Origin of the sequence: Providencia sp. PROV156 (assembly GCF_028480905.1) — a bacterium.
GTDB classification, from domain to species: domain Bacteria; phylum Pseudomonadota; class Gammaproteobacteria; order Enterobacterales; family Enterobacteriaceae; genus Providencia; species Providencia hangzhouensis.
Genome location: NZ_JAMPPE010000011.1, coordinates 129,735 through 140,252 on the forward strand (window position 1 = coordinate 129,735; position 10,518 = coordinate 140,252).

The following is a 10,518-nucleotide window of genomic DNA, read 5'->3' on the forward strand; positions in this document are numbered from 1 at the left end:
ATATATTCCTATTTAACGGTGGTTTTTACCGAAATATCTGAACCATAATCATTAATATTATTAATTACGATATGACTTCCTGACCTTACGACTTGTTTTAATTCAACTATCATTTGAGATTTCGGTTCTAATAAAATTGTTTTTTCATTCAACCCAGATTTACCATCCGTTGAAATTTTTGTAATAGTAATATAATAAGGTGTCGGATTATCTATAATAATACTCTTCCCATTTGCTTTTATAACAAGTTGCTCTGGCGCTAATTCACGGCTACTCAGGCCTGTTGGCCGATAAAAGAATTTAAATCTAGAGCGGATCGCTAATTGCAATACATTCTGACTATCGCCTTCTTTAGCTTTAGCCATAGGAGGAATATCTAATATATTCAACCACCATAAGCTTTCGCGATCCTGAGGAATGCTTCCTTTATCCATTAATTTAATTCGTAAAGTTTGTCCACCTTTAGCTTCTACACGAGAGATTGGCGGTGTAATCTGAAATGGTGTTTTTATCGTATCCGGTGTTTCTGACGCATCACCTGTATCAAGCCACGCCTGTGCAATTGCAGGACGGTCGGCAGTGTTATTTAATTGCACGGTAATTTCTTTTTCATTTCCAGGATAAATAAACCGTGTACCATTAACGATAATATTATTAGCAAATGAATGCGTACTGAAAATGAAGCAGAAGATAAATACTATTGCTTTCATTTGATCCTCAAAATAAAAGCGGCAGTATACCTACCGCTTATCATAGTAAAGCTGATTAAGTTAATATTTAAAGATTACTTACGTAACTAAAACTAATAAGAAATTAGCTTATTAAGTTATTATTGGTAAGTGATTTCATAAGTTGCATAACTTTTAACTTCACCTGTTGTTACATCTTTAGGTGTAGAAGTTGCGTAACCAACGTAATATTGGAAACGAGCCCCATTTTCAACTTTAGTCAAATCACCTTTAACTTTTTTCTGAGATGGATTGCCAGGAATAATTTTACCTGACAAGTCAGAGCTATCATCAGTTGAAAGTGCTAATTGAATATTTTTAGCACCTGTAGTTTCAGTATTTGCTAAGTAGCCTTCTGAATTACCTGATGCACCTTGCAGTAAGTTACCACCAGTCCAGTTAACGTTTAATAGTGTTTTATCAATAGCGGAGTCATTAGCAACATCTTTAACATCTGCTGCAACACAGTTTGTTACGTCAATAACAAAAGATTTCGGTTTTAACAATGCATCTGCACCACCGTCACGTACTTCTGTTAATGATACTGGTGCTAAGTAAACACTAGCATCACTACCTTGTCCATCAACAGAAACAGTACAAGAAACATCCGTTACTTTACCGTGAAAGTTAACTTGGCCGCCACCAACGTTGGTGCTTGCAGCGTTAGCTGTTGATAACCCAATAATAGTTGTTGCAACTGCAGTCAGTAGTACTTTCTTCATTTTCATTTCCTAATATGAGGGTAATTATTTTTTACATTAAAAAGAACTGATTAAGTTTTTGTTTTATTGTTAGGTAAAAAATACAAACAAAAGCCTAATCATACATTGAGTATGACTTATGGCTTACGTTTCACTTTGAACCATTCGTTTAATGCAAATAAATATATTTCTTAATTAGTCCTATTTAGAATTTATAACCATATGCTCTATATGATTTCGAAGAGAGGATACATAATAACTTAAGTTTTATTAAATCGTTTTTTTCATCGCTAATTTATTTTTTGATAGCTACAGGCTATTAAATAACAAGCATTGATTGAGTATTTTGATTTTCAATATTCACTAATTTACTCGTGAAAAGCCTAAGATTTAGTTTTTAATATCTAATTTTTTTTAAATATAAAATTAAAAACCAACAAAACTCAAAAATACAGATTATCAAAAACAGCAAAATTCATTATATTTAGATTTAATATATGTTTTCATTTACATTTTGACACTTTATCTCACATTATCACTATAAAATTAATCCATTACAGAGTATCTAATTAGGGCAAAATCATTAATTAAATTAATGATTATTGATCTGTAAAGATATGTCACTCCAAACAATTAAAAATATTGAATTCCGAATTATTATGCTTGAATATCAATTTCACTCATTATGAGTGTATAGATATTCTTTTATATCAACAATCAACTTTAGTCATTATTTTAATTTTAAAATATGTTTTTAAGCGAGGTAAATATCGATTTTAATCTAAATTAAAAAATAAATGGAGTGATGGAAATAAATATGAAAGAAGAAATAGTGATAAAATCGCAATATAATCCTTTATTCATTCAACTTCTTATTGAAGTAAAAAATAGAATGTCAAATCATTTAGTCGAACCTATGTTAAAAAAAATTATCATTATTTTTGATATAGAATAAGAAAACATGATTAACTGTACAAACTATAGCCTGTGTTATGTCAATTTTCTCATTTTCTAACCATATGAAAATAAGAGTGTTTTCTTAAAACGAACACTCTATGAAAATGTGATCTATACGGCAAATTTTAACATTAAGAATATTCCTAAATCACTCACTATGAGTGTTAAAGTGTGATCTAAACCAAAAAGCCATCGATAAAAGACGCTTTATCTGCCTATTATTTTTCTATTCACGGACAGTTTAGCGCCGTTTTAGTAAATCAATCGCTCTAATAAGCCTAATTTATTTAGCAATTACATAACATAAGGTAGCTGTTTCTATTTTAGTACCACAAATTATCGATTATGAGACATTAATAGATAAAAATATTTTATATCAATAATTTGCCATAAAAATATGATGACACCCTTACAAAATCCATATAAGGCCATCAAAATATGCCCCCCCCCCCCGCATAATGTGTCTACGAAGAATTTCACGTGTACATAAACATAGGTATCTAGTTGATCAGCTGATAAAAGCACATATATTGCAGGTAGTAATATCGGCTAATTTCAAGAAATGATTAAGCTAAAATAGAAAAATTGTTGGATTGGGACTGTTAGATTGGAGCCACAGCAAAAATCTTGCAAAAGATTTTTGCTGTGGTAATCAAGAAGTGAATGATTGATTAGTGTTTTTTCTGACGGTATAGAGCCCATTCTTCAACTTTTTCACCTGATGGTAAAATACAGTAACCTACCTGCCCTTGTGCTGTATCTACAATTTCCAGAGTCCCTCCAATTTGTTCGCAATATACTGATGCTGGATTTGCCATGCCTACAGCCTTAGGCTCTATTTCGGTTTTATTGGAAACACATCCAGAAATGAGCACTAAACTAGCTAATACAAGTACTTTCTTCATAAGAAATATTTTTTAGGTCAGTTTGGAATGTTTGTTTATTATAACGGAATGAAACTAATATAAACTGTTTTTTATTCATAAATAAAACAACATCGCATTTAATGTTCAAAACTTCATCAACAGCAGTCAATAAATTACTTTAGTCTATCAGCATTATTACTTAAAATTTCAACTGTCAGCCTGCCATGTTTACCTCTAAGAGTAATTATTGGCATCTTACTTATATCTATCAATATCTGGATTATATCAAATAATACTAGCTAACATTTTATGACTATATATCTATTTGTAAGCCATAAAGCCTATTTTACTTCCGTCTTTTATTGTCAAATAGGACAATTAAAACACCACAAAATGCGACTAACAAACTACCAATAATATAATTCTGTCTATCAAATGCCAGGCCCATATCTTTCACACTTTCCCCATAAACAATAGGAATGCTTACATCCATATTGTAAGAAATAATCGCAGTAACGAGGCCAATAATTGTGAGTACCACACCGAATGTTTTCATTTCCATCCCCCTACATTTGTATTTACTAAAAATAGATTAGCGAAGTATCTTGAGAAAGGCAAAATGAGAGGTCACAAATTACAATATTTTCTTAAATAAAAAATGTTGTAATTTAAGCCATAGCGGGAAAATACTGGTTAATGATCAATTATAAAGATAATTTTTTATGCACTTAAAGTTTTAAGTCAGAAAAACTCGTAATTAGATGTAATATGAAGTATTAATTATAAGTATTCTTATTATTAATAGGATAAATAATCACACCCAGTTTTAACATGATGATTATTACTGTCTACTTTTATTCAAAGCACTATAATACATTGATTAAAACGTATAAAACATCATCAATGCCGCTTGGCTAAATTTTTCAAAAAAAGAAATCATCGCAGGTAAAATAGCAATATTTAGAATGGCAGCTAAGCCTACTGTTAGTAACGAAATTTCCATAATAATTTATTGTATATTGAGGATTTATTACTATCCCTTACCCATAGGCCTATTCATTATGTGTTCTTCCCAGTCCACCACATCAATTTCTCTGACAGCAATATGGCGAACGGACACACCTTCATTATGCATAGCCGCTTTGGACCCTGTTTTTAATGGATGCCAAGCTGGGAGACTTTTCCCTTCTAATAACAAACGGTAAGCACAAGTACTTGGCAACCATCCAAACGTTTCTAAGTTATAGCGATTAAGCTTTATGCAATCCGCTTCATAACTGAAGCGGTCTTCATAATGCTTACACTGGCAAGTTTTTAGATTTAGCTGATTACAAGCGACATTAGTGAAATAGATTTCATCAGTATCTTCATCCATTAACTTGTGCAAACAGCACTGCCCACAACCATCACAAAGAGATTCCCATTCTTCATCCGTCATTTCATCTAAAGTTTTAACTTGCCAGAACTGCGACATAATACTTATTAATCCTATACTTAAATAACCCGAGTAGTCAGCGAGTGATCATTAATTGATAATTTTAGCATATCACCAGAAGCTAATGGGCCAACACCTTCAGGTGTTCCCGTTAAAATAACGTCCCCTGCACGCAATGTGAAAAAACGGGACATATAGCTAATCAGAGGTAAAATTGGGGTGATCATATCACGCGTCGAGCCCTCTTGGCGAACTTCACCATTAATTTCTAAAGAAAGCTGAACATTTTGTAAATCATTCGGGCTACTGACAGGAATAAAACCCGAAATTGGGCATGACCCGTCAAATGATTTGCTTTTTTCCCATGGCTGACCAGCTTTCTTAAATTTAGCTTGTAAATCACGTAAGGTTAAATCCAATGCAACTGCATAACCTGCGATAGAGCGTGATACACGGTCTTCATCCGCATTTTTTAATGACATACCAATTAAAATTGCCATCTCAATTTCATGATGAACAGAACCAAAGTCTTTTGGAATAACAATTGATTGAGTAATGTCACACAAAGCAGTTTCTGGTTTAATAAAAATAACGGGCTCTTCCGGTGTAGCAGACCCCATTTCTTTTATATGCTTTGCATAATTACTACCAACACAAACAACTTTATTTGCAGGAAAATCAAGTAACGCACCTTGCCAGTCACGATGTTGATACATAATAGTACTCCTATTATCGTTATTTTATTTTATTAGCGATACCATCTGCCATCATGCATACGCTCAATGCAAAATAATATGAGCGGTTCCAATGCATAATGGTACGGAAATTTTCAGTCACTAAAAATGCCCTGCCTTCAGGGTCATCAGGGATAACCACCCACGTTTTTACGTCTGAAGGTAACTGAGCAAATGCAGGTAATGCCACGCCTAGTTCCTGCCATTCACTGACAGATTTCCCTTGTTCCGCTTTTACGCCTTCCAACGTTTTATTAAAATCTGCAGGTAAATTAACTTGGTAACCCCATGGCAATTGTGCTTGCCAACCTTCTGTTGACAAATAATTAGCGATGGATGCAAATACATCAGATTTATTATTCCAGATGTCCATTTTTCCATCACCATCACCGTCCGCTGCGTAGGACAAATAGGAGGTTGGCATAAATTGACTTTGGCCCATAGCACCAGCCCATGAACCTTTAAGTTGTTGATCTTCTGGAATATAGCCTTTATCCATTATCTCAAGCGCAGCTAAAAGTTGTTTGCTAAAAAGCGCTTCTCTTCGCCCCTCAAAAGACAATGTCGCAAGTGCTGAAACCACATCCTCTTTACCCTGTGAACGTCCAAAACCACTTTCTAGTCCCCATAACGAAACAATGAACTGAGGTGGAACGCCATATTTATCACTGATAGCATCTAGAATGGATTTGTTTTCTAAATATTTGTCATAGCCCGCATTGATACGTGATTGTGGGAGTACATTTTTTAAATAGCTTGCTAATGTAACCGTCGCCCTTTTCTCTGGTTGGCCTTTATCTGCTTTCACAACACGCTCAATAAAATGAACATTAGCAAAAGCACGTTCAATGGTGTCTGGCTTAATCCCCTGAGTAATAGCATGTTCTTTCAGTAATTCCACATAAGCAGGAAATTGTGACGGTTCACGTTGTTCAATAGGGAATGCTTTGTCTAAAGCAACGACTTCTTGGGCTATAGCCGCATTTTGTTCTACTGTAATCGGTTGAGTAACAACTGATTCGTTCTGCGTTGCAGAACAACTTGTTAAAAACAAACCAGCGACTAATGTATATAATAACGTTGGTTTCATTCGTCTCCTCCAGAGTGTTATTGCTTTTCAGGATTTTCTTAATTTGCTCTAGTTATTCAGTTCTTTGTGTTCTGAAAGCAAATTTTCCACCGGAGGTGGGAATTGTAGGTAATAACCAACCTCTATGAGATCAGATTTAACCTTTGCCAAGTCAGCATTGGCAAGCTTTTCACGCTTATCTAATGAGACGAGCATAGCAAATTGAGGTGTTCCAAATTGGGCTAATAATTCATCAGGAACACGTGAAAAATCATCTTTCTTCTCAATATAAAGATAAGTTTGGTCACGCTTAGGGCTTCTATAAATTGCACAAATCATTATATTTAACTCTTTTTCTTAGTTCATTAGCTTGCTTGAAGTATGCAGTAACTATAACATGCTATTGTTTTACAGAATATCTTCACCCGAGGATTGTTTCGGAAATTTTAATTTGCTGAGTCTGGATAGATGCCACAATCGCCAATAGAACTTAAAGGCAGCAGTTTTACTCTTTCAGTTATTCACTTATACAGTGAAGAGCCTAAACTCATCAAAAAATCGCTGCAAGATAAAGTAAATCAGGCTCCTGATTTCTTTAAAAATGCTCCTGTCGTGATTAACATTGCTGAATTATCCCCAAGTGCAGATTTACAGAGTATTCATAAATCTGTTATTTCTGCGGGATTACGTATTGTTGGTATCAGTGGATGTACTGACCCACAAATGCGACAAAAAGCAAACGATGCGGGTTTACCAATATTAAGCGAAGGTAAAAGCCAAAAACCTGTTGAAATTCAGCCTGAACCCCCGGCTGCTGTAGTTCAAGCTGAACCTTTATATCGTAAAACTCGTATTATCAATACCCCTGTTCGTTCTGGACAACGTATTTATGCACCAAATAGTGATCTGATCGTCACAAGCAATGTTAGTGCAGGTGCAGAACTATTAGCAGATGGTAATATCCATATTTATGGCGTGATGCGAGGCCGTGCATTAGCTGGAGCCTCCGGCGATATTGAAAGTCAGATTTATTGTACTCATTTGCAAGCAGAGCTGGTTTCAATTGCAGGTGAATATTGGCTGAGCGATCAAATCCCTGCTGAATTTCTCGCCAAAGCAGCTAAACTTTGTTTAGTTGATAACAAACTTAACATCGAATATTTAAATTAGACCTTATTTACAAGGAATTATTCATGGCACGCATAATTGTAGTGACTTCAGGTAAAGGTGGCGTTGGTAAAACCACTTCAAGCGCGGCCATAGCTACTGGCCTGGCACAAAAAGGGAACAAAACTGTAGTGATCGATTTTGATATCGGCCTACGTAACCTTGACCTTATCATGGGGTGTGAACGTCGAGTAGTCTATGACTTCGTAAACGTTATCCAAGGTGATGCAACCCTTAATCAGGCTTTAATCAAAGATAAGCGCACCGAGAATTTATTTATTTTACCTGCTTCGCAAACACGCGATAAAGACGCATTAACTCGTGAAGGCGTTGGCAAAATTCTTGACGAATTAAGTGACGATCTTGGTTTTGATTTTATTGTTTGTGATTCCCCCGCAGGTATTGAAAGTGGCGCCTTAATGGCACTATATTTTGCTGACGAAGCTATTATTACTACCAACCCAGAAGTTTCTTCTGTTCGCGACTCAGACCGTATTTTGGGTATTTTAGCGTCAAAATCACGCCGCGCAGAAAAAGGCGAAGCACCAATTAAAGAACACCTATTGCTAACACGCTATAACCCAGGCCGTGTAACGCGTGGTGATATGCTAAGCATGGAAGATGTTCTGGAAATTCTGCGTATTCCTTTGATCGGTGTTATTCCTGAAGACCAATCTGTACTGCGCTCTTCCAACCAAGGCGAACCCGTTATTCTGGATACAGAGTCTGATGCAGGCCAAGCCTATGATGATTGTGTTGCACGTATTTTAGGTGAAGATCGCCCTATCCGTTTCATTGAAGAAGAGAAAAAAGGTTTCTTAAAACGCCTATTTGGGGGGTAAATAATGGCTTTATTGGATTTCTTTCTGTCGAGAAAAAAAACGACAGCGAATATCGCAAAAGAGCGATTACAGATCATCGTTGCAGAACGCCGCCGTGGTGATAGCGAGCCCCCATATCTTGCAGATATGAAAAGAGATATTTTGCAGGTTATCTGTAAGTATGTCCAAGTTGACCCTGAGATGTTATCAGTGCAATTTGAGCAAAAAGGGGATGATATTTCTGTTCTTGAACTAAACGTTACGTTGCCAGAAGGTGACGACATAAAAACGACAACAGAAAAATAATTCGTGAAAGAAAGCCGCTGTCTAACTTTTGTTTCATGCAATAGCTTGCGGCTTACTTTTTATGATTTAGCCCAATTAATCAAATGGTTACATGATGATTTCGCTAAAGGAAAAACCTATTCCTTTTATAATTCAAATTTAATTTCCATTGTTATCAGTTTTTTTAAACCTTCTGGCGGTGCTCCTACTGAGCGGCTTTTCTGTACAGCTGATAACGCAGCTTGGTCGAGCGTATTATGTGTTGAGGAATTAACTATACGCACCATCGTAATTTCCCCTAATGAGGAAAGTTGAAAACTTACTTTTACAACTCCTTGGATATTGGTATTTCTCGCTTTTCTTGGGTAACGTTTATGTCGTTCAATTTCACTACGTAATTTATCAATATAGCTTTGATAAGTTGAATCTATTGCATTTCCTACCGAGGTCGTCCTTTGTGCTCCCTTCTGGCCTGCCGCATTAGATTGATTATCGTTTTTCCCCACATGCTGCTCTTGTTTTACATCATCATTTTTTTCACTTTTTTGTTGCGGCTCTTTCTGCTGAGTAACCTTTTTATTAGTTTGTTTTTCCTCTTTCTGTTTGATGACTTTTTTCTGATCATCAGAAATTTTATTTTCATCGCTATGTGAACTTTTTTTATTAGCAACTTTAATTACTGCATTTTCATTTTGTTGTGATTCAGCAAGTAAGCCCCCTGATAGCTTATTATTTAATATTGTATCGTTTGCTTGCTTTTCAATTACATTTTGCATCAATGAAACAGAAACAATAGCTGCTTGTATTGGTGTATAAATTTGTGCAGAACGTGTTTTTTCTATACTTAAACAATAAAAAACGATGCCAAAATGGAATAATAAAGAAACCATAACAGCAAAATTAAAACGTAAAGTAAGCATTTTAATATCCCTAACAACCCTTCGCCAATACTAAAATACAGCGGCATCAGCGAAGGGGATCCCTTTTAGAAGCGACTTGTTACATTGAAACGCACAGTCCTACCCGGTGCAGGCATCATACTGCGGGTTAATGGGTCTATATAATATTCATCAAATAAGTTTGTGGCTAATAATTCAAATGATAGGTCTTTATTAAACTGATAATTAACATAAGCATCAGCGGTAAAAACGGCATTCCAACTCATCGGGTCATTGTTTAATGGCGCATACTGGTACGGGTATTTATCCATCATTTCCGCTTCATCTTCATTTTTTGCTTTGCTGTGATAACGCATGCGGCTACCCACTTCTAAACGTTCATCTAAGAAGCGCAAACCTAGGTTGGCATGAATGCTGTACTTAGGTTGCAATTGAGTACGCAAATAGCCGCCAGGGAACCCTGCTGTTGTACACTCTGAGCCACCAAATTGGTTATAGGGATCCATTACCATCAATGAAACTTCATCACAAACCTCATTTTTTAAGCGGTAATCCACACCTAAGTCACCGAATACCCAGCCATTATCATAACGCGCCAACAGTTCCAAACCGGCCGTGTTATGTTTATCAACCTGCGTAAAGACTAACCTGTAGTTCCTATCAAATGCGTTTGTAACAACCGTGTTATAGTAGTTTATGCGTAAATCAGCATGGTTTTCTGCCGCGACGAGACCTTGGAAATTACGCACATATCCCAGTTCTATCGTATGGCTGCGTTCTGGCAAATAAACCGGTGGCGTGTAATTCGGCTCTCTTCCCCCCGAAAAACCAATAGTGTCTTCAAAGATACTTGGCA

Annotated in this window: 15 protein-coding genes; 4 read left to right on the forward strand and 11 right to left on the reverse strand. The window is 35.8% G+C overall.

What is annotated here, in order from left to right; all coding sequences use genetic code 11:
* Nucleotides 1-8: 8 nt before the first annotated feature.
* Nucleotides 9-710 (reverse strand): fimbrial biogenesis chaperone, encoded by a 702-nt coding sequence (locus PSF31_RS10230; RefSeq protein ID WP_004254911.1) that lies wholly within the window; start codon nucleotides 708-710, stop codon nucleotides 9-11.
* A gap of 119 nt (nucleotides 711-829) precedes the next feature.
* Nucleotides 830-1,450 (reverse strand): fimbrial protein, encoded by a 621-nt coding sequence (locus PSF31_RS10235; RefSeq protein ID WP_036957782.1) that lies wholly within the window; start codon nucleotides 1,448-1,450, stop codon nucleotides 830-832.
* A gap of 796 nt (nucleotides 1,451-2,246) precedes the next feature.
* Between PSF31_RS10235 and PSF31_RS10240 the strand changes: the two genes are divergently transcribed.
* A complete protein-coding gene (locus PSF31_RS10240; RefSeq protein WP_164561036.1) occupies nucleotides 2,247-2,384 on the forward strand; it encodes a hypothetical protein in 138 nt (45 codons plus the stop codon).
* Nucleotides 2,385-3,057: 673 nt separating this feature from the next.
* On the opposite strand, the gene PSF31_RS10245 is transcribed toward PSF31_RS10240, so the two are convergent.
* From PSF31_RS10245 to PSF31_RS10275, 7 genes are all read right to left on the reverse strand, one after another.
* Nucleotides 3,058-3,291, reverse strand: a complete 234-nt coding sequence (locus tag PSF31_RS10245; RefSeq protein ID WP_094963079.1) for a putative hemolysin — start codon at nucleotides 3,289-3,291, stop codon at nucleotides 3,058-3,060.
* A gap of 307 nt (nucleotides 3,292-3,598) precedes the next feature.
* Nucleotides 3,599-3,808, reverse strand: coding sequence for a hypothetical protein (locus PSF31_RS10250; RefSeq protein WP_094963080.1), 210 nt, complete (start codon nucleotides 3,806-3,808; stop codon nucleotides 3,599-3,601).
* 324 nt (nucleotides 3,809-4,132) lie between these two features.
* Nucleotides 4,133-4,255, reverse strand: coding sequence for a hypothetical protein (locus PSF31_RS10255; protein WP_004254926.1), 123 nt, complete (start codon nucleotides 4,253-4,255; stop codon nucleotides 4,133-4,135).
* 30 nt (nucleotides 4,256-4,285) lie between these two features.
* Nucleotides 4,286-4,726 carry a YcgN family cysteine cluster protein gene (locus PSF31_RS10260; protein ID WP_096863699.1) on the reverse strand — a complete coding sequence of 147 codons (441 nt, stop codon included), beginning with the start codon at nucleotides 4,724-4,726 and terminating at the stop codon, nucleotides 4,286-4,288.
* Between the two features lie 20 nt (nucleotides 4,727-4,746).
* Nucleotides 4,747-5,403 carry a fumarylacetoacetate hydrolase family protein gene (locus tag PSF31_RS10265; protein ID WP_096863698.1) on the reverse strand — a complete coding sequence of 219 codons (657 nt, stop codon included), beginning with the start codon at nucleotides 5,401-5,403 and terminating at the stop codon, nucleotides 4,747-4,749.
* A 19-nt stretch (nucleotides 5,404-5,422) separates the two neighbouring features.
* Entirely contained in the window at nucleotides 5,423-6,511 is a 1,089-nt protein-coding gene (locus PSF31_RS10270) for a lytic murein transglycosylase (protein ID WP_094963082.1), read from the reverse strand.
* Between the two features lie 48 nt (nucleotides 6,512-6,559).
* On the reverse strand, nucleotides 6,560-6,829 hold the full coding sequence (locus tag PSF31_RS10275; RefSeq protein ID WP_004254941.1) for a YcgL domain-containing protein: 270 nt from the start codon (nucleotides 6,827-6,829) through the stop codon (nucleotides 6,560-6,562).
* 129 nt (nucleotides 6,830-6,958) lie between these two features.
* On the opposite strand from PSF31_RS10275, the gene minC reads away from it, so the two are divergent.
* Genes minC through minE form a run of 3 tightly spaced genes read left to right on the forward strand, consistent with a single transcriptional unit; the run spans nucleotide 6,959 to nucleotide 8,784 of the window.
* The gene (gene minC / locus PSF31_RS10280; RefSeq protein WP_096863697.1) at nucleotides 6,959-7,660 is read left to right on the forward strand and encodes a septum site-determining protein MinC; all 702 of its coding nucleotides are present in this window, start codon (nucleotides 6,959-6,961) and stop codon (nucleotides 7,658-7,660) included.
* 23 nt (nucleotides 7,661-7,683) lie between these two features.
* On the forward strand, nucleotides 7,684-8,499 hold the full coding sequence (gene minD, locus PSF31_RS10285) for a septum site-determining protein MinD (protein ID WP_004254944.1): 816 nt from the start codon (nucleotides 7,684-7,686) through the stop codon (nucleotides 8,497-8,499).
* 3 nt (nucleotides 8,500-8,502) lie between these two features.
* The gene (gene minE, locus PSF31_RS10290; protein WP_004254951.1) at nucleotides 8,503-8,784 is read left to right on the forward strand and encodes a cell division topological specificity factor MinE; all 282 of its coding nucleotides are present in this window, start codon (nucleotides 8,503-8,505) and stop codon (nucleotides 8,782-8,784) included.
* 125 nt (nucleotides 8,785-8,909) lie between these two features.
* Here minE and PSF31_RS10295 read toward each other — a convergent pair whose 3' ends face one another.
* Nucleotides 8,910-9,683: a TonB family protein gene (locus tag PSF31_RS10295; RefSeq protein ID WP_164561037.1), complete on the reverse strand. Its 774-nt coding sequence runs from the start codon at nucleotides 9,681-9,683 to the stop codon at nucleotides 8,910-8,912.
* Nucleotides 9,684-9,748: 65 nt separating this feature from the next.
* On the reverse strand, nucleotides 9,749-10,518 hold a 770-nt coding region (locus tag PSF31_RS10300; RefSeq protein WP_272683192.1), incomplete at its 5' end, for a TonB-dependent receptor domain-containing protein.

Coding starts and splice junctions, on each gene's coding strand:
- PSF31_RS10275 (WP_004254941.1), bottom strand. CDS start 6,829: ATGATTTGTGCAATTTATAGAAGCCCTAAGCGTGACCAAACTTATCTT.
- PSF31_RS10265 (WP_096863698.1), bottom strand. CDS start 5,403: ATGTATCAACATCGTGACTGGCAAGGTGCGTTACTTGATTTTCCTGCA.
- PSF31_RS10240 (WP_164561036.1), top strand. CDS start 2,247: ATGAAAGAAGAAATAGTGATAAAATCGCAATATAATCCTTTATTCATT.
- minE (WP_004254951.1), top strand. CDS start 8,503: ATGGCTTTATTGGATTTCTTTCTGTCGAGAAAAAAAACGACAGCGAAT.
- minC (WP_096863697.1), top strand. CDS start 6,959: ATGCCACAATCGCCAATAGAACTTAAAGGCAGCAGTTTTACTCTTTCA.
- PSF31_RS10230 (WP_004254911.1), bottom strand. CDS start 710: ATGAAAGCAATAGTATTTATCTTCTGCTTCATTTTCAGTACGCATTCA.
- PSF31_RS10235 (WP_036957782.1), bottom strand. CDS start 1,450: ATGAAGAAAGTACTACTGACTGCAGTTGCAACAACTATTATTGGGTTA.
- PSF31_RS10250 (WP_094963080.1), bottom strand. CDS start 3,808: ATGAAAACATTCGGTGTGGTACTCACAATTATTGGCCTCGTTACTGCG.
- PSF31_RS10255 (WP_004254926.1), bottom strand. CDS start 4,255: ATGGAAATTTCGTTACTAACAGTAGGCTTAGCTGCCATTCTAAATATT.
- PSF31_RS10260 (WP_096863699.1), bottom strand. CDS start 4,726: ATGTCGCAGTTCTGGCAAGTTAAAACTTTAGATGAAATGACGGATGAA.
- PSF31_RS10295 (WP_164561037.1), bottom strand. CDS start 9,683: ATGCTTACTTTACGTTTTAATTTTGCTGTTATGGTTTCTTTATTATTC.
- PSF31_RS10270 (WP_094963082.1), bottom strand. CDS start 6,511: ATGAAACCAACGTTATTATATACATTAGTCGCTGGTTTGTTTTTAACA.
- minD (WP_004254944.1), top strand. CDS start 7,684: ATGGCACGCATAATTGTAGTGACTTCAGGTAAAGGTGGCGTTGGTAAA.
- PSF31_RS10245 (WP_094963079.1), bottom strand. CDS start 3,291: ATGAAGAAAGTACTTGTATTAGCTAGTTTAGTGCTCATTTCTGGATGT.